17 protein-coding genes are annotated in these 18,597 nt (G+C 67.1%); 4 read left to right on the forward strand and 13 right to left on the reverse strand.

Annotated elements, in window-relative coordinates; all coding sequences use genetic code 11:
* Positions 1-25: 25 nt before the first annotated feature.
* From N5J73_RS10865 to N5J73_RS10900, 8 genes are all read right to left on the reverse strand, one after another.
* Positions 26-1,612 carry a PAS domain-containing protein gene (locus N5J73_RS10865; RefSeq protein WP_021202297.1) on the reverse strand — a complete coding sequence of 529 codons (1,587 nt, stop codon included), beginning with the start codon at positions 1,610-1,612 and terminating at the stop codon, positions 26-28.
* Between the two features lie 9 nt (positions 1,613-1,621).
* Positions 1,622-2,026 carry a response regulator gene (locus tag N5J73_RS10870; RefSeq protein ID WP_019337750.1) on the reverse strand — a complete coding sequence of 135 codons (405 nt, stop codon included), beginning with the start codon at positions 2,024-2,026 and terminating at the stop codon, positions 1,622-1,624.
* Positions 2,027-2,162: 136 nt separating this feature from the next.
* Positions 2,163-3,617 (reverse strand): porin family protein, encoded by a 1,455-nt coding sequence (locus N5J73_RS10875; RefSeq protein WP_049448039.1) that lies wholly within the window; start codon positions 3,615-3,617, stop codon positions 2,163-2,165.
* 90 nt (positions 3,618-3,707) lie between these two features.
* The gene (locus N5J73_RS10880) at positions 3,708-4,472 is read right to left on the reverse strand and encodes a Slam-dependent surface lipoprotein (RefSeq protein ID WP_046984627.1); all 765 of its coding nucleotides are present in this window, start codon (positions 4,470-4,472) and stop codon (positions 3,708-3,710) included.
* Between the two features lie 54 nt (positions 4,473-4,526).
* The gene (locus N5J73_RS10885) at positions 4,527-7,649 is read right to left on the reverse strand and encodes a TonB-dependent receptor (protein WP_049448038.1); all 3,123 of its coding nucleotides are present in this window, start codon (positions 7,647-7,649) and stop codon (positions 4,527-4,529) included.
* A gap of 182 nt (positions 7,650-7,831) precedes the next feature.
* On the reverse strand, positions 7,832-8,788 hold the full coding sequence (locus N5J73_RS10890) for a FecR domain-containing protein (protein WP_088480758.1): 957 nt from the start codon (positions 8,786-8,788) through the stop codon (positions 7,832-7,834).
* Between the two features lie 85 nt (positions 8,789-8,873).
* Positions 8,874-9,374 (reverse strand): RNA polymerase sigma factor, encoded by a 501-nt coding sequence (locus tag N5J73_RS10895; RefSeq protein ID WP_049448037.1) that lies wholly within the window; start codon positions 9,372-9,374, stop codon positions 8,874-8,876.
* Between the two features lie 128 nt (positions 9,375-9,502).
* Complete coding sequence (locus N5J73_RS10900; protein WP_049448036.1) at positions 9,503-10,429, reverse strand: LysR family transcriptional regulator; 927 nt, start codon at positions 10,427-10,429, stop codon at positions 9,503-9,505.
* Between the two features lie 151 nt (positions 10,430-10,580).
* Between N5J73_RS10900 and N5J73_RS10905 the strand changes: the two genes are divergently transcribed.
* The 4 genes from N5J73_RS10905 to N5J73_RS10920 all read left to right on the forward strand — a co-directional run bounded on the left by N5J73_RS10905 (position 10,581) and on the right by N5J73_RS10920 (position 13,410).
* A complete protein-coding gene (locus N5J73_RS10905; protein WP_049448035.1) occupies positions 10,581-11,447 on the forward strand; it encodes a pirin family protein in 867 nt (288 codons plus the stop codon).
* 72 nt (positions 11,448-11,519) lie between these two features.
* Entirely contained in the window at positions 11,520-12,200 is a 681-nt protein-coding gene (locus N5J73_RS10910) for a hydrolase (RefSeq protein WP_049448034.1), read from the forward strand.
* 53 nt (positions 12,201-12,253) lie between these two features.
* On the forward strand, positions 12,254-12,895 hold the full coding sequence (locus N5J73_RS10915; protein ID WP_049448033.1) for a hydrolase: 642 nt from the start codon (positions 12,254-12,256) through the stop codon (positions 12,893-12,895).
* 116 nt (positions 12,896-13,011) lie between these two features.
* Complete coding sequence (locus N5J73_RS10920; RefSeq protein WP_049448031.1) at positions 13,012-13,410, forward strand: OsmC family protein; 399 nt, start codon at positions 13,012-13,014, stop codon at positions 13,408-13,410.
* A 28-nt stretch (positions 13,411-13,438) separates the two neighbouring features.
* On the opposite strand, the gene N5J73_RS10925 is transcribed toward N5J73_RS10920, so the two are convergent.
* From N5J73_RS10925 to N5J73_RS10945, 5 genes are all read right to left on the reverse strand, one after another.
* A complete protein-coding gene (locus N5J73_RS10925) occupies positions 13,439-13,768 on the reverse strand; it encodes a hypothetical protein (protein WP_049448029.1) in 330 nt (109 codons plus the stop codon).
* A gap of 97 nt (positions 13,769-13,865) precedes the next feature.
* A complete protein-coding gene (locus tag N5J73_RS10930; RefSeq protein WP_049448028.1) occupies positions 13,866-15,611 on the reverse strand; it encodes a putative porin in 1,746 nt (581 codons plus the stop codon).
* 42 nt (positions 15,612-15,653) lie between these two features.
* Entirely contained in the window at positions 15,654-16,319 is a 666-nt protein-coding gene (locus tag N5J73_RS10935; RefSeq protein WP_049448027.1) for a cell envelope integrity protein TolA, read from the reverse strand.
* 39 nt (positions 16,320-16,358) lie between these two features.
* Entirely contained in the window at positions 16,359-16,772 is a 414-nt protein-coding gene (locus N5J73_RS10940; protein ID WP_049448026.1) for a biopolymer transporter ExbD, read from the reverse strand.
* 10 nt (positions 16,773-16,782) lie between these two features.
* On the reverse strand, positions 16,783-18,567 hold the full coding sequence (locus N5J73_RS10945) for a MotA/TolQ/ExbB proton channel family protein (protein ID WP_049448025.1): 1,785 nt from the start codon (positions 18,565-18,567) through the stop codon (positions 16,783-16,785).
* Between the last annotated feature and the right edge of the window lie 30 nt (positions 18,568-18,597).

Here is an 18,597-nt window from a genome sequence, read left to right on the forward strand (position 1 = left end):
GGCCAAATTGGATATAAATGCCGTTTCACGCGCCGGAGCCGGTCTGTGGCGCATCGGTCTGCAGCAGGCTGTCACGCTCGCGCAGTGGGAAGCGGATCCAAGCATCCAGCCCCTGCGGATCGAAGTGCAGTTCACCACTGCCGGCCAGCTCATAGGGCACGCGCTGCTCGATCAGCGCACGGCCCAGGCCGCGCTGGCGCGGCAGCTCCCAGTCTTCCACGGCGGCATGGCGTTCACACCAGTGCAGGCCCAGCCATGGCTGTCCGTCCTGCACCTGCAGGTGCCAGGACACGTCGATCCGGCCATCCTCATGGGTCAGCGCACCATGCCGCAGGGCATTGGTCGCCAATTCGTGGATTGCCAGGGACAGCACTTCGGCCGCCTTCGGTGGCAGCAGCACATCCTCGCCCTGCAGGCGATAGGCGGCGGTGACCGGCGTCTGCGCTGCGATCTCCTCATCGAGCATGCCACGCAGGCAGACCCCGGCGTTGGCGCCACGGGTAAGCAGGCTCTGCGTGCGCGCCAGCGACATCAATCGTCCGCACAACCGTTCAGCGTAATCATCCACACTGCTGACCGACTCACGGGTCCGCCAGGCAATGGCATGGATGGTCGACATGATGTTGCGCACCCGGTGCTGCAGTTCGGCCAGCAGCACCGATTGGCGCTCGGTGGCACGCTTGAGATCGTCGATGTCCACAGCGATGGCGAATACGCCCGTCACCTCCCCGTCTGCATCGCGCAGCGGCGCGGCGGCCACACGGGTCCAGCGCGCGCGCCCGTCGTCATGCTTGAACTGGAACTCCAGCCCGGGCACTACCGTCTCACCACGCAAGGCCCTGGCTATGGCGAAATCCCTGGGTTCGATGCGCGAGCCGTCGGGGTGCCATCCCTGCCAGCGGTGGTGGTTGGGCAGATCCGTGGAGGGCACCTTGCCGGTGGGAAGGTAGGTGCGCATCTGGTCGTTGGAGAGCTGCAGGCACCCCTCGGCATCGACGATGCAGACGCCCACCGGCAGTACCTTGAAGGCCAATGCCAGGCGGCGGTCCGCCTCCCGCCGCTTCTGCTCTTCGCGTTCGCGGGCCGACTGGGCCACATGCGCCGCCGTCGTCTCGAACATGGTAACCAGCACGCCGCTGACGCGCCCCTCCTCGCCACGGATGGGGCTGTAGGTAATGGTGAACCACACATCCTCCAACCGCCCGCGGCGCGCGAGGGGATAGAGTTTGTCCTCGTAAGTGATGGTTTCGCCCTGCCAGACGCGCTGGTAGATCGGCCCGTTGATATGCCACACCTCGGGCCAGCATTCACGGGTCGGCTGGCCGAGTCCGCCGGGATGCTTGTCGGCCAGGATCTCGGCATAGCCATCGTTGTAGAGCTGCACCAGCTGCTCGCCCCACAGCACGATCATCGGGAAACCATGGGCCAGCATCAGGTCGACGGTGGCGCGCAGGTGTGGCGGCCACCGCTCATACGCTCCCAGCGGCGTGGATGACCAGTCATGGCGGGCGATGCGCGCAGCCATGCCATCGTGGCGCCCGTGCGGGTGCGCTGCAGGTGGCATGCCGCCACGAAGCTCGGTGGCGCGGATGCCTTCAGGACGGCGCGACATGCCGCGCAATCAGGCGATGCCCGCAGAGACCTGCGGCGCCGCCACCAGCCCGGCCAGCTGCTGCACCAGGGTTTCGATGTGATAAGGCTTGGTACAGCGCGGCGCGCTGGCGAAGCGGCTGGGCAGGTTGTCGTCGTAACCGGAGGTCAGCAGGAAGGGGGTACCCGCCTCGGCCAGCCGATCGGCCAGCGGATAGACCTGCTCACCGCCCAGGTTGATGTCCAGCAACGCCACATCGATGGGATGGGTATCGACCAGCTGCCCCAACGCCTGCAGGTCACCGGCAGGCCCCACCACCTGTGCGCCTTTCAGCTCCAGATAGTCGACCAGGAACATCGCGATGGCGAATTCATCCTCCGCCACCAGTACACGCAGCCCTTTCAGGCCCTCTGGTTTGTTGCCCGCTTCCAGCACGACCGGCGCTCCTCGATACACGCGGCCCACCTCTGCCGCAACGCCCGCAGGATGCGCGAACCGGGCTACAAGAGCGCGTGATGATGGATGAAGGTCGCGGCCACGGCGCGTTCACCGCGGCATTGCAACGCCGCGTTCAGAAGGCCCGTTCCCACTTCAGGCTGAGCAGGCTGCGGTCGTGGCTGTACAGCCAGCCGACGTTGCTGTCGATGCGCGCGTAGCGCAGGCTCAGGCTGGGTACCAGCCCGGCCACGGCCAAGCGCTCGCTGCGCACGATGGCGATCAGGTTCTGTTCGTCGTCCTGCCTGCGCGCCTCCAGCAACGGACTCCAGGTGTCGTAGTCGCGCTGGCGCAGCGACACAAATACGGTGGCCGTGGTGCCGATCCACTGCCGTGCCGCGCCCAGCCGCAGGCCGCGCTGGCGGTAGCCGTTGGCCGGGTCGGCTGCGCTGCTGTCGGTGAGATCCAGCCCGGCGAAAACCGTCCAGCGCGGGTTGAGCGCACGGAACCAGGTGGCATACAACGATGCCAGCTCGCCGTCGTAGTTGCTGGCCAGGCCCTGCTGTCGATACCGCTGGCGCTTCCAGTCGGCCTCCAGCTTGAGCAGGCTGCGTGCATCCAGGGCATACTGCCATTCCCCGTGCACGCCACTGCCGCCCTGCAGCGCATGGTTGCCCAGGCCCTGGTAGTCATAGCTGGGGGCAAGCAGCACGGTCTGCCGTGCACTACGCCAGCTGTAACCCGCCTGCACGTTTGCATTGAGCTCGTTGTACGCACTTTGCCCGCGCCATGTCTGACCGAAGGCGAGACCGCGCACGTACAGCCCATGATGCCCGCCGAGCACCCAGCGCCGTTCCAGGCTGGCGTCGTAGTCGAGGCCCGCCGCGCGCTGGGCGTCGGGCAGTTTCCGTTCGATGATGCAGGCGTCGCCCACGCCGAACAGGCAGGTGCGACTGGCCGAGCTGCGGTTGATGTTGTCACTCCATGCCGGGCCGGCGGACAGCGCGCCTTTCCAGCGCTGGCGCGCCTGCAGGGCACTCAGGTACCCGTCCACGCGAGCGCGGACGCCGGCCGTGGCCGGATCATCGGCATTGATGCCCGCAGCGATGGCCCTGAACAACACGACCGCATCGCGATCGCGCTGGTCTTCTGCGTAGACACGCGCCAGTTCAAGGCGCGCCGGCAGGAAATCCGGCTGCGCCACCAGCAGTGCTTCGTACTCCTTTGCCGCGCGGCGATGGTCGCCCGCCACCCGCGCCAGCGCCCCCTGCGCATAGTGGCGCAGCATTGGGTCATGGCCGGGCAGTTCGATGTACTCATCGAGGAACGCAGCGGCGGCCTGCCATTGCTGATGCTGCAGTGACAGGTAGAGAGCCTGGCCAAGATCATCGACGGTGCGCTCCACGCGCAGCGTCTGGCCGTCGATGGTGATGGTCGGCCGCTCCGACTCGGCCTGCTGCAGGCGCTGCTGGTCCTGCTGCTGGTGACGCAGGTCGGTGCCCTGCTCGAGCACGCGGCGAAGATCGTCCTGCTGGGCGCGCACATCGGCGGCCGCCAGCAGCAGAACGACAAGGAAGATGGAGTGGCGCATGGTCGATCCGTGGTGGTGCATGCAGCGGGCCGAAGCAGGGACTGGCGGATCGCGGCTTGCCCCTGCCCTGCCCCGTCAGGGGCGTGGCAATCAGTTCTTGCTGCCGCCGAAGGCGGTGTCGTACTGGCTGTTGCCGCTGAAGGTGGCGATACCGGCCAGGGCGGCCGCGTTGGCGCCGAAGAACTGCCCCTGGGTGGTGCCGGCAACGCTGCCGTTGGCGGTGGCCGAACCGGCGAACGATGCATTGGCGCTGTTGATGTTGGCGTTGACGTTGATCGCCAGGCCACCACCGGTCAGGCCGCCGAGCAGCTTGCCGCTGCCGAAGTCCGCACGGAAGGTGCCCGACAGCAGGTTGCTGCCGTTGAACTTGTTCAGGCCCGCAACGCTGTAGGTGGCCACACCGGCCGGAAGCGTGGTGCCGGCACGGTCACCGACGAAGTAGACCTGGCGGTTGTTGAAGCCACCAGCGGCGCCATCCTTGGACCACTCGCCAAACCACACATCGCCGCTGCCAACCTTGACGAAGTTGAAGTGGCCCATGCCGGCATGGCTGCCCGGTGCGCCGGTGATCGGCATGGCCAGCGTGCGCACAGCGGTACCATTGACGGTGGTGGTGCCCGAGTACAGGCTCAGGCCCTGGAAATCGACCGGCTTGGCGTTGGAGACGGTGCCGACGCCGATACCGGCCTTGCCTGCCTTGTGCGGGCCACCGTTGACCTGCGATTCGCCGACGGCGACGTACAGTTCGGCGTCGGTCACCGGGCTGGCCGCACCGACGATGTCAGCGGCATGCGCGGCGCCGGCCAGGGCAAAGGTGGCAGCAACGGCGAGAACCGAACGGGAGATCATCTTCATGGTATTGCTCCTTGGGTTGTGGGAACTACGGGTACAACGCTTGAAAGCGGGAGGTCAGAAGCGCGCGGTGAAGCCGAGCTTGAGGGTGCGGCCCGGCGCCGGCAGCGTGGAGCGCGTGGCCGGGTCGACGTAGTAGCGATTGCCGAGGTTGCTGCCCACCAGCTCGACGCTGGCGTGCTCGTTGAAGCGCCAGCGCGCGTATGCATCGACGGTGGTGATGTTGCCCCAGGTGAACGGCACGTTCTGCCACAGCAGGCTGCTGCCACCGGCCAGCAACCGGTCGCGATAGGCCTGTAGATCGGGGTTCTCGTGGCGCTGGTAGTGCACGATGCGGCTGCCCAGTTCCAACCGCTCATCGAACAGGCGCGTACCGAGCGACAGGTTCACCGACAACTTCGGAATCGCCTGGGTCAGCAGGTAGCCACTGACGAAACCGTCCTGCACGCAGTTCGGCACCAGGCCACGGTTGGCATCCAGCAGCACGGCCGTGCTTTCGTCGCACACCTCGTTTTCGAGGATGCGGCTGATGCCCAGATCGGTGAAGAAGCGCCGGTTGTCGAAGCGTGCCTGCAGCTCGATGCCGCGGATGGTCTGCTTGTCGATATTGTCGAACAGGAAGTAGGCGTCGCGCTCGATCACGTTGCGGGTCTTGTGCACGTAATAGGCCAGCTTGACGTCGGCATCGGCCGTGTTGCCGAACAGGCCCGACAGGTTGTGCACGTAGCCCAGCTCGTAGTTGTAGGCATGCTCGGGCTTGAGCGTGTACAGCGGGTTGAGGCTGCTGGAGAAAGCGATGGTGCTTTCGAACATGCTGGGGAAGCGCACTGCTTCGCTGTAGCGCAGGTAGACGCGCGCGGCCTTGGACAGGTTCACGGTGGCCGAGAAAGTAGGCAACCACGCGTGATCGCGGCGGCGGTCATTGCGCCCGTCCACCGGCCGCGACTGCATGGTGTTGCCGATATTGCAGACCAGGTCGCTGCCGGGGTAGATCGGCAGCACGCCGGGTATGACCGCCACCTGGCCGTTGAGACAGGGGTTGGTCGCACGGGCATAGTTGCCGTTGCCATCGGGCAACCACGGAAGCCGATGTTCCACCGCCTGCGGCGTCTCGTAGTACGCCAGCAGACCATGCAGTGCATCGTCAACCACCGAACCCATGCCGATGCTCTCCCAGAACTCGCGTTCGGCCTCCAGTGCATCGATCTGCGCTTGCAGGCTGGCCGGCCGCTCGGGCAGCTCATTCGTCCGGTAGGTCGCCTCCTTGCTGCCCACGCCCTTGGTCAGCAGCTCCGGATGCGCCTGCAGGAAATCATCGAAGGCCCAGTAGCGGCTGTAGCGCACGCCGGCGTTGAAAGCAAGGAAGTCGACCGGACGCCATTCCAGATTGAGGTAACCCTCGCCTTCCTGGCGACGGCCAGCGCGCGGGTACATGCGCCAGCCATCGGACGGGCCGAAATACGGGTCACGCGAACCCAGCTTCTCGTACTGCCAGTTGCCGCCCACGGTCAGGTCCAGCGTGGAATGCAGGGCGAAGCGGTTGCTCAGGGTCAGGCCGGTTCGGTCGTTGCTCGCATTCGCCAGCGCGGTGTTGCGCAGGATCGGGCTGGCCCCGGCATTCCAGTCCGGATTGCCGGGAGCGAAGTTCGGGAAGCCGCCTGCGGTGTAGGTATCGCTGTCCGTCTCAGTGCGCCACAGGTTGGCGTAGAGGTCCAGCCAGCGGCTGCCGGCCGGCTGGAAGCGGTACTCCAGGTTCCAGGCATCGGACGCAACCCGACTTAGCGGCCACTGGATTCGTCCGTAGTCCGGCGCGGACAGTATCCGCGACGGCATGATCTCGCCATAGTGCGACAGCGTGCGCCGCCAGGTGGCCTTCAGCTGCTGCTCGTCATTGATCTGCCAAGTTCCCTTGACCAGCCACGACTCCTGTTCGCTGGAGGTGTTGGGCACCTCATCGCCGGGCTTGAAATAGCGCGCCAGCGTGGTGATGTAGTCGATGCCCTGGTACTCGTACTGCTCGCGGCGGTCCTGGTCGTAGTAGGCGCTGCCCTTGGTCCCGGAGAAGTAGTTGCCGCGCTTGCGCCAGGCGTAGGCGGCCATCAGGTCGACGTTGTCGCCACGCACGCCCAGCGCCAGGCGCCAGGCCTGGTCCTCGCCATCGAAGGGGGTGTTGCCACTGCGCGACTTCACCGGCACCACCAGGGTGCGGTCGTCATAGGGCGAGTTCGGCGAGCCCTGCGGGAAGCCCGCTACGGTTCGGTAGTCCTCGCCGGTGTGCAGGCGAGGCAGGCGTGGCGCCACCGCATTGCTGCTGCCTTCGATCTTCAGCTCCCCGCCGAAGCGTTCGCCGGCAGCAACAATGTCGTCAACGTCGATTGTCTTGATCACCAGCGCGCCACCGATCCCGCTGTGCACATCGCGCACCAGCCCTGGCCCCTTGATGACCTGGATGCCACCAATCAGGTTGGGATCGATGTAGTTGCGGTTGCTGACGCCGTTGTAGCCGCGCCAGACCGTGAGCGCCTGTTCGCCACCGTCGATGCTGACCGGCACCCGCCCCGGTCCCTGGATGCCGCGGATGTTGATGTCCAGCGCACCGCTGTTGCGCGCATCGCCACTGAACACACCGACCAGATCCTTGACCACGTCGGCCGGGTTGGAGCCGCGGTAGCGCTCCACCCGGTCGCGCCCCGAATACGCCGTGGTCAGGTCCAGCGCGAACACATCATCGTAGCCGCGCCGATCACGCGCCTCGCCCCCTTCCGACTGCAGGCGACCGGCCACGTCCAGTGTTTCGGTTACCCGCACCCCTTCCCCTTCACCCGCCTCCGCTGCGGCCCGCAGGCTCCAGGTGCCGTCCATGCCGCGCTGTGCGCGCACGCCACTCCCACGCAACAGCTGCTGCAGCGCCTGCATCTGGCTGTACTCGCCTTTCACCGCACTGGAGCGGCGGCCCTCCACCAGGTCACTGCGGAACACCACCTGCACATCGGCCTGGCGGCCAAAGGCACGCACAGCGTCGGCCAGGGGCTGTTCCGGAATCGTGTACTGGCGCAACGGCGCAACGACCGCCGGTTGCGCCTGCACGCCCGGCGCCCAGGCCAGCGGCAGCAATGCAGTGGAGATGGCCAGGGCCAGGGCGGTGACGCGACGATGACAGGCGGATGCCGTGGACGGCATGGACAGGAACTCCTCAAGCGTGGCGGAACCACGGGCACATCCGGTGCCGGTGGCATGTCTGGCTTGAGGAAAAACGGTGTTTCGCTCTGGCTATACCTCTATAGACAGCGCGATGTGGCGATTGCCCACGGTTTTTTCATGTCTTTTTCATGCGACCGGTTCATCCGGGCATTGCGCGAGCCTCACCACACCACCAGCGCGCCGCCGGGCAAGCGCTGCACACGCAGCCCTGCCTGCGCGGCCACCGCATCGATGGCGGCCTCCGGTTGCTGCAGATGGAACAGACCACTGACCCGTACGTCCGCGCCCTGCCCGCCCAGTACCCAGACCGGTGCACGACGGTAGCGCGCGAGATCAGCGATGGCCTGCGCGGCCGGCTGATCGTCGATCACTACCTCGCCACGCCGCCACGGCGCCATCGTCTCGAGATCTTCCAGCTGCACCGGCCGCAGCCAGCGACCGTCACGGAACACCCGTGCCTGCCCGGCATGCAGGCGCTGCACGCTGCCATCGCCTGGGCGCACATCGACCACGCCCTCGCTGACCTGAGTCACGACCGTGGTGTCCCGCATCGACACGCTGAAGGCGGTGCCGATGTCACGGATCTGGCCACCGCCGGCCTCGACCTGGAACGGTCGCTGTTCATGCACAACCTGGAACCAGGCTTGGCCGCGCAGCAGGCGCAGGTGCCGCCGCTGGCCATCGAACTCAACCGCCAATGCGGTGCCCGCATCGAGTACGGCGGTGCTGCCGTCCTCCAGCTGCACCACGCGCGGTGCATCGCTGCTGCGCAGGTCACTGCGTGCCAGCAGCAGCGCGTGCGGTGCGGCCGCGACCACCAGTACCACGGCAGCGGCACTGGCCAACAGCCACGGCAGGCGGCGGCGCGGTGCGATCGGACGCAGCCCTTGGCGATCAGCCGTCAGCCCGGGCAGTGCGGCCAGCACCTCCGGCCCAGCGGCATCCAGCCCCTGCCAGAAGGCCCGCTGCTGGCGCCATGCCAGCGCATGGCGGGGATCGGCCTGCAGCCAGCGCTGCAGGGTTCGTTGCTGGCGTTCCGGCAGCGGGCCTGCACTGCCCCGGATCACCCAGCGCAACGCCTGCCTGGCCTGACGCGGCGAGGGTTCGGACGTGTTCATGGTTGTGGCCTGCCGCACCACGAACGGGTGCGCCTTCCTGTTGTGACAACGGCGGGCGCGATCTGCCCACGGCAATCGCAGCTCATCAATGCACTCCCTGCTGATGCTGCTGGATCAACAGCGCCGCGCGCAGCACATGCTTGCCGACCAGGCTCTTGGAAATACCCAGCCGGGCGGCGATCTCGCGCTCGCTCAGGCCCAGGTAGCGGTTGAGCACGAAGCACTCACGCACCTGGGCCGGCAGCGCGAGGATGGTCTGAGTGATCTCGCGCAGCTGCGCCTGGTCCAGCGCCTGCGCCTCGCCATCGCGGCTGGCCTCGGCCATGTCGAGGGCGTACTCGGCCATCGCACGCCGCTCGCGGGCGTCGGACTGGCTGCGGTTGAGCGCGTGGTGGTAGGCCATCCGGTACAGATAGCCGCGCGGCTCGAGGATGGGCGGGTCGCCGGGCACGCTGCTGGCCTTCAGGTACAGGTTCTGCAGGGTGTCCTCGGTACTGGCCGGGTCGAGATAGCGCGCAATGAAGCGAGACAACACACGGCGCTCGCGGATCAGCAGCTCGACCAGCGCCAGGGCATTGGGAGACATAGGTGCCAAGGCCGGACCGGGGAATGATGGGCGTGATGGCGACGGTCCGGACGTGGATTGTGGGCTGCGCGGCCGCAGGCGGCAAGCAGAAGCCCCGACAGCATCCACGCATGGTGTGGATGGAAGACCTAGGGTTCCTCCAGCGCCTCGAAGCGCTCGGCGAGGTAATCGATCAGCGCACGCACCGCGGGCAGCAAGCCACGTCGCGACGGGAACACCGCGTGCACGATGCCATGCTTTGGCACCCACTCCGGCAGTACCGGCACCAGCGCACCGCTGGCCAGTTCGTCGCTGATCATCATCCGCGGCAGCATCAGCAGACCCACCCCGGCCACCGCGGCGGTTCGCAGCGCGATCATGTCATCGCTGACCAGCCGCGGGCGATGGTGCACGCTGGCCAGCACATCGTCCGGCCCGGTGTATTCCCAGACATGCTGCTGGCTGGGCAATGCCAGATCGACGGTCGGCATCATCGCCAGATCGGCCGGCACCTGCGGCGCGCCCAGCCGCTGCAGCAGCGCCGGACTGGCACTGGTGCACCAGACCCGGCGCGCCAGCACGCGTACCACCAGGTCACTGTCCTCCAGCGGCGGCGGTCGCACGCGGATCGCCACGTCCACACCCTCGCCCACCACGTCGACGCGCCGGTTGGTGGCATCCAGCTGCACCGTCACCTGCGGGTGCAGGGCGAGGAAATCGGCCAGCATCGTGCCGATGCGTGCATGCAGGATCGCGATCGGGCACGCCAGGCGGATCGTGCCGCGCGGCTCGGCGCGTGACATCGCAATCGCTTCTTCGGCCGCTTCGGCCTCGACCAGCATGGCCTTGCAATGGCGGTAGTAGTCCTGGCCGACCTCGGTGACCGAGAAGCGCCGGGTCGAACGCTGGATCAGGCGCACGCCCAACCGTTCCTCCAGCAGCGCGATACGCCGGCTCAGTTTCGACTTCGGCATGGCCAGCGCCCGACCGGCCTGCGAGAAGCCGCCGTGCTCGACCACCATGGCGAAGTAGAACAGGTCGTTGAGGTCACAACGGCGGATATCTGCAATGAACACGGGGGCGGTCTCCTGCGGCCCACGGCCTGCGACCATTGTTCACCAGATAGGACTATGACGGCAAATATTGGCGTCTACCGGCTCCATTGTCGCGGCGATATCGTCTTCGCAACGAAGAACAGCGGCCGGCAGCCCCGGCCAGGAGATCGCCATGAAGCGTGTCACCGGTACCTACAGCGCCCCCCGCCCGCACTGGGTGGGCGATGGATTCCCCGCCCGCTCGATGTTTTCCTACAACACCCACGGCCAGCACCTCAGCCCGTTCCTGCTGCTGGACTATGCCGGCCCCTACAGCTTCGCGCCCAGCGATACGCCGCGTGGCGTCGGCCAGCATCCGCACCGCGGTTTCGAGACGGTCACCATCGTCTATGAGGGCGAGGTCGCCCACCGCGATTCGACCGGGGCCGGCGGCACCATCGGCCCGGGTGACGTGCAGTGGATGACCGCTGCCTCCGGCATCCTCCACGAGGAATTCCACACGCCGGAGTTCAGCAAGCGCGGCGGCACCCTGGACATGGTCCAGCTGTGGGTGAACCTGCCGGCGCGGGACAAGATGGGCGCGCCGGGCTACCAGACCCTGCTCGACGCCGACATTCCCTCGTTGGATCTGCCTGAGGGCGCCGGCCGCGTGCGGGTCATCGCCGGCCGTTTCGACGGCCACACCGGTCCGGCCCGCACCCATACGCCGATGGATGTCTGGGACATCCGCCTGCGGCAGGGGCACCACGCCGAACTGCCGGTGGCCGATGGCCGCACGCTGGCGCTGGTGGTGCTGAAGGGCACGGTGCGGATCAACGGTGGCCAGCCGGTCGGCGAGGCACAACTGGTCACCTTCGATCGCAGCGGCGAGGACGTGTTCGTCGACGCCGACAGTGACGCCACCCTGCTGCTGCTCAGCGGTGAGCCGATCGACGAGCCGGTGGTGGGCTATGGCCCGTTCGTGATGAACAGCCAGGCCGAGATCGCGCAGGCGGTCAACGACTTCAACAGCGGCCGCTTCGGCCAGATCGCGCACTGATCGTTTCAATGCGGCGGGCACCGGCCCGCCGCACCTTCCGGGCCATCGCCCACCTTCTCCAGGAGACTGACCATGAGTACCCCCGCCAACTTCAACGGTGCCCGCCCGGTGATCGATCCGGACAACGCCGCGATGCTGCTGATCGACCATCAGAGCGGCCTGTTCCAGACCATCGGTGACATGCCGTTCACCAGTGTGCGCGCCCACGCCACCGCGCTGGCGAAGATGGCCACGCTGGCAAAGATGCCGGTGATCACCACCGCCTCTGTGCCGCAGGGCCCGAATGGCCCGCTGATCCCGGAGATCCACGACGCGGCCCCGCACGCCCAGTACGTGGCGCGCAAGGGTGAGATCAACGCCTGGGACAACCCGGAATTCGTTGCCGCGGTGAAGGCCACCGGCCGCAGGCAGCTGATCATTGCCGGCACCATCACCAGCGTGTGCATGGCCTTCCCGTCGATCGCCGCCGTCGCCGATGGCTACCAGGTATTCGCAGTCATCGACGCGTCGGGCACCTACTCGAAGATGGCCGAGGAAATCACCCTGGCCCGCGTGGTGCAGGCCGGCGTGGTGCCGATGGACACCGCCGCGGTGGCCTCGGAGATCCAGCGCACCTGGAACCGCGACGATGCACAGCAATGGGCCGAGGTCTACACGAAGATCTTCCCGAACTACCAGCTGCTGATCGAAAGCTACCTGAAGGCGCAGGACGTGCAGAAGAACCACGAACAGCTGGATTCGCAGCGCAGCTGAGCTGCCCCGGTTGACAGCCGATCCTTGGCACTCCCCCGTACAGGAGACCCACCATGTCCAGTGAACCGATCCGCGACCCGGCCAGCGATCATCTGCTGACCCCGCAGAATTCCGCCTTCATCATCATCGACTACCAGCCGGTGCAGGTGAACTCCATCGCCTCGATGGACCGCCAGCTGCTGGTCAACAACATCGTCGGCACGGCCAAAGCCGCCGTCGCCTACGGCCTGCCGATCGTGCATTCGACGGTGAACGTCAAGACCGGCCTGAACAAGCCGCCGATCCCGCAGCTGCGCAAGGTGCTGGGTGACTACCCCACCTACGACCGCACCACCATCAACTCCTGGGAGGACGTCGAGTTCCGCAGGGCGGTGGAAGCCACCGGCCGCCGCAAGCTGATCATGACCGCGCTGTGGACCGAGGCGTGCCTGACTTTCCCGGCCCTGGATGCGTTGAAGGAAGGCTATGAGGTGTATGTGGTGGTCGACGCCGTCGGCGGCACCTCGCTGGCCGCGCACGATGCCGCGCTGCGCCGCATCGAACAGGCCGGTGGCCAGCTGATCAGCGTGCCGCAGCTGTTCTGCGAGCTGCAGCGCGACTGGGCTCGCTCGGCAACGGTTCCGGATTTCATGAACCTTTTCATTGAAACCGGTGGTACGGCGGGCATCCAGTTCTCGTACGATCGTACCGAGTGATTGGGTGGCGGCGCCGGTCCTGGCTGGCGCCGCCTTTTGCAGCAGTCGAGCATGGCTCGACTCTACAGTGGGTTGGGTCGAGCATGGCTCGACGCTACCGACAGATGGAGAACGTGATGGCCTACGCACGCATTGTTTCAAGCGCCGACAACTACCTGCACCACATCAGCAATGGCAGCTTCGATGTGGACGCGGACGAGCCCACCTCGTTGGGTGGCCAGGGCAAGGGCTTCGCACCGTTCGACCTGTACCTGGCCTCGCTGGCGGCCTGCACCGCCATCACCCTGCGCATGTATGCGCAGCGCAAGGGCTGGGACCTGGGCGAGTTCCATGCCGAGCTGCGCTCGGAACGTGACGCGGATGGTCGCTTCCATGTGCACCGCGTACTGCATGCCAGCGCCGAGCTGAGCGATGCGCAGTGGCAGCGGTTGCTGGAGGTGGTGGAAAAGACCCCGGTGACCCTGGTGATGCGCGAAGGTGCACGCATCACCAGTGAGCGTGGGAGCGCAGCGTAACCCCATCCACGCGTGGCGTGGATCTGCTTCAGCGCCGTGAATGCAGCACGGTACGCTGGCGCATCGCGTTGAATTCCTGCTCCACCTGCTGGATGTCTTCGGCCTGGAACCCGGCCGCGTCCAACAGCTGGTCTGCGGCAGCCGCTGCCAGCGGATCATCGTCACGCTGGCGCCAGCAGCGCGCCGGCAGGAAATAGCCCACTTCGCTGCGCCCGCGCATGATCACCACCGGCCGGCCCGCATACAGCAGGAACTCGGCCAGGTGCTGGCGCAGGCCCTCGACGGAAACATAGGCCGGTCCAACACCCAGCATCTGGCTGGACGGTTCGGAACTCTCGAACAGCTTGCGACGGCTCATCCACTCCTCCTTTTGAACAACGCGTGGTCTCCTTTCCTTAGACGGGCGCATCGCTGCGCCCCCGCCACGCACTACGTGATCCGCATCACGCCGCCACTCAGAAGCCGGTATTGAACTCCAGCTGGAACACGTCGATCGACAGCGGCGCGCCGGACACTTCCTTGGCCGCCATCCACTTGCCACTGATCCAGCTGCGTGCATCCAGCGCGTAGGCACCGCCCACGTAGTAGCCGCGGGCGTTGGTGCCGCCGAGGTGGAAGTTCGGATCGTTGTAGGCGTCGGGCAGCGCATCGGCCTCGATGTGCTTGTAGCCCAGCAACGCCTGCCACTGGCCCTTCTCCTTCAGCTCGGTGGCACCGAAGGTGGCCTGCACCATCCACGCCGTGTCACCGCTGCGGAAGGTATCGATGCTGGCGGTGCCGCCGGCGCCGTAGTTGTTGACGATGCCGTTGTTGGCGCGGCTGAACATGGCCTGCTTGTCGTAGGCCAGGTTGCGGATGTAGTCGCCGTCCAGGCGCAGGCCGATGCCCTGTGCCAGCTGCGTATCCCAGCGCAGGTTCAGCGTGGCCAGGCGGAAGGCCGAGGCCAGGCCGACGTACTGCGGGGTGGGCGTATTGGCCGGATCCAGCGGGTTGCGCGCGATGTCGCGGATCAGCATCAGGGTGTTGCCCTTCTGCATGAACGCCGGGCGCGACCAGTCGGTGTCGCAGCCCACCGCGCCCGCATACAGCGCGCACGGCGAGGACAGGCGGCCGCTGATGTTCTTGAAGTCGTAGTAGCCCAATGCAGCGCGCAACGCATTGTCGTCGTTGAAGCGCCAGTTCACGCCCACCTGGGCACCGGACAGCCACTTGTTCTCGTTCGGAGTCTTGACCTTGCTCTGGCTCGGCGAGCTGTCGGAGGTGTACTCCAGCGGCACCACCGCAAGGTTGCCGAACAGGTCGAGATCTCCCCCGTTGAAGTCGTATTTCAGGTTGGCGGCCAGGCCGTCGAAGTTCAGGTCATTGGAGAACAGCGTATCGCTGGTCCAGAACGGATTGCCGAAGCGGCCGCCACGCACCGTCACCCAGTCGGCCGGGCTGTAGGCCAGCCAGGCCTGGTCCAGCCACACGTCCTTCTTGCTCAGGCCGCCACCCAGCTGCTCGGTGGTCGACACCGGGCCATTGCTGCTGCCGCTGGCCAGGCGCACGCCGGCCGTGGTGTGCTGGCCGATGGTGGCCTCGATACCCAGGCGCGCGCGGATGCGCCACAGGTTGCGGCGGTCCTGGCGGGTGTTCAGCAGCGGCGGCAGCTGCAGGTTGGTGTTGGTGTTGGTGTCGAAGCCGTTGCCGGAATTGATCGACGACCAGTTGCTCACGATGTCGCTGTTGCGCTCGGAGAAGAAGCGCGACTCGCTGCGCACGCGCATGTCACCGGTGACCTTGATGCGCTTGGTCCACTCAGCCACTTCGTTCGGTGCCGCCCAGCCCTCGGACTTGGCCTGCGCCATCACATCCTGGCGCACTTCGTCACGAATGCCATCGCGCACGCTCTGCGGCACGTAGGGCACGCGCACGTCGCCGGCTTCCAGGGCCACGCCACCACTGGCGGCCGAAGGTGCGGTGGTCGCGGTGCGCGATGCGGCCGCTGCTTCAGCCTCGGCCTGCACCAGCAATGCCTGGCCGTCTTCGGGCTTCAGCGCGCCACTGGCGATCAGGCCCTTGATCAGCTTGACCATGGTGGTTTCTGCGGCCATCGCACCGGCCGGGGCGGCCAGGCTGAGCAGCACAGCGCAGCACAGCAGCGCCCGTCGGGCCGGCCGCGGGCGGCGGGAGTCGGTTCGTGCGCGGACGTGGTCGTTCATCACGGTTCTCATCGAAAGAAGGGAAATCACGGAGGTCGGGAATCAGGCCCCGGGCCGGCGGCCCTGGATCAGCACGCGGGCGGGGAAATCGAGCGACGGCGGCGGTGCCTGGTCGACCTTGCCGATGCGTCGCAGCGCATCGAGCACGGCCGCGTCGGCCTCCTCGTTGCCACTGCCGCGCACCAGCTCGACCTTTTCCAGGCGGCCATCGTTGGACAGCCACACGTTCACCTGCAGCTGGAACGCCAGGCGCTTGATCTTGTCGTCGCGCGAGATCGCCTGCTGCATCAGATAGCCGAGGTAGCGCCCATAGGTGGCATTGCCGGCGCCGCCACGGCCGACGCCGGACGAACCGCCACCACTGCCGGACTGGATGCCGAAGTTGTCACCACCGGCCTGCGCATCGGCGTTCATCGTTACCGGGTCGGCGTTGTCCGGGGTCGGCGTCGGCTCTTCTGCCGGCGTCGGCTGATCCAGCGGCTCCGGCTCGGGAATGGTCTCTTCCGGCGGCGTTTCCGGTTCCGGCGGCTTTTCCGGTGGCGGCGGGGGCGGCGGAGGGGGCGGTGGCAGCGCCAGCATCGGCGGCTGCACCACCGGCCGGCGGGTGCTGGCGGTGTCCTTGAACAGCATCCACCACACGGCGACGCCGAGCACCAGCAACGCGGCCACCACCAGCGCGACGGTCACCAGCAACGGGCGACCGCGCATGCCGGGCTCCGGCCGAGGGGGTTGATGGGCCGTCATGCCTCAGCCCTGCACCTTGCCGGTGACCAGGCCGACCTGGGCCAGCTCCAGCCGCCGCAGCAGGTCCAGCACCTCGACCACGCGGGCGTACTGCACCTGCGCATCACCGCGCACGATCACCGGGAAATCCGGCGTGGTCGCGCGTTCGGTGCGCAGGCGGTCTTCCAGTTCAGCCATCGTCACCGGGTAGGCATCCAGGAACACCTGGCCGCTGGGGTCGATGGTGATCGCCTTGGTCTTCGGCTTCTCCAGCGCGACGCTGTTGCTGGCCTTCGGCAGGTTGACCTCGATGCCGGGAATGGAGGCGTTGCTGGTCAGGATGAAGATCACCAGCACCACCAGCAGCACGTCGACGAAAGGCGTCACGTTGATGCCCTTCTCGCGCTTCTTGATGCCGAACTTCGCCTTCTGGCCCATGGCGCGCCCCTCAGCCCTGGACCGCGGCCGGGCCGCGCCCGTCCTGCTCTTCGGCCAGGCGTGCGGCGAACTCGTCGATGAACACCGCCATGTCCGCGCCGATCGCCTCGGCACGTGCGCCCAGGTAGTTGTAGCCGAACAGCGCCGGGATCGCGACACCAAGGCCGGCGGCGGTACACAGCAGCGCCGCGGCCATTCCCGGTGCCACCGAATTGATGTCCACCGCGCCGGCCATCGCCGCCACCACGAACACCAGCATGATGCCGATCACGGTACCGAACAGGCCCACGTACGGCGCGCCTTCGATGGTGGTCGACAGCCAGTTCATGCGCCGCGCCATCGCCTCCTGCTCGCGCACCATCACCGCGTCCATCGAGGCGCGGATCGCCGCAATGGTGGCGCCACTGAGGTAACCACTGTTGCCGTCGCGCTGGTGGCGCTGCTGCATTTCATCGATGGCCACCTGGTAGATGCGCCACAACGAGCCGTCATGCATCGCGGTCGGTGCCTTGCCCTGGCGATCCATGTCGGACAGGGTGCGCAGCGGCACGCCGGACAGCTTGCCGAAGCTCTCGGTGAACACCGCATTGGCCTTGCTGGTACGACCGAAGTGGCGCCCCTTGGCAATCATGATCGCCCACGACAGCAGCATCATCAGGCCGAGGATGGCGACCACCACCCAGGCGTCGAACGGCATCGCCTTGAGGATGAAGGCGAAGTGGCTCTGGCCGGCCGACTGCTCGTCGGCGCCGTAGCTGATCAGGCGCGAATCGGCGCCCTGTGCGGTGGCATCGGCCAGCAGCAGTACCGCCGGCCGTGCCACGCGCGAGATACGCAGCTCATCCAGTGCGCCCTCGAAATTGGCCAGCGGCTGCACCGCGCCCGGCGCATCGGCGCCCACCACCGGCGCGGTGGTCAGCGCCGGCAGCTCGCCGCTCAGCTGGGCGACCACGCGCCCATTGAGGTACAGCTGCAGAGCGCCCTTCTCCGCAGTCAGCGCAACGTGGGCCCACTGCCCTTCCGGAATCGGCTGCGCCGGCGTGCTGCGCTGGCCATTGAGCTGCACGAACGGCACACGGTTCTCGATGCCCAGCACCAGCTCGGACGCGCCGTCGCGACGCGCGTAGATCGCCTGAGCCGCATTGTTGCTGCCCGGCTTGATCCAGGCCGAAACGGTGAGCGGCGCGCCCCCCTCCTGTGCGAGCGATGCGCTGGCCGGCAGCGGCAGCGGGCCTGCGCCCAGCTGAACGCCGCGGCCGATCACCGAGCCTTCGGACGGCGGCGCCACGGCACCGGCGTTGTTGCCATAGGCGGTGGTGTCGCGTGCCGGCGCGTTGGCCTCGGCAAAGTGGTAGACCAGCGTGTAGTCCGGGTCGAACACCTGCTGGCCATTGCCGCTGGCCGGGGCCTTCTCGTTGCCGTAGTACATCCAGATCGTCTGCGGTGCGGCGGAGCTGACTGCCGGCACGTCCACCCAGACCAGGGCCAGCCCCAGCTTGGGATCGAACTGTTCGATCTGGTGGGCCAGCACGGTACGCCCATCACCCGAGACAAAGCGCAGGTCGTTGCCCGCGTCCTGGGTGCCGTCAAAACCGAAGTTGCCGGTATGCAGGCGCAGCAGCAGCGGCGTGCGACCCGGGTCACCGGCAAGGCCCGCGCCCTGCGGGCCGGCGTCGACGGTGATCGGCTTGCGGTACTTCCATTCGGCCTGCCACCAATTGGCATCGGCCGCAGCAGCAGGCAACGCAACCAGCGCGGCCAGCAGCAGCAACACTCGGGTAAGCAAACGGTCCATGCGAAGGGTCTCCGGAGAACGCATGTTCAA

The sequence above is a fragment of the Stenotrophomonas sp. GD03654 genome (assembly GCF_029845105.1).
In the GTDB taxonomy this organism is placed as follows: domain Bacteria; phylum Pseudomonadota; class Gammaproteobacteria; order Xanthomonadales; family Xanthomonadaceae; genus Stenotrophomonas; species Stenotrophomonas africana.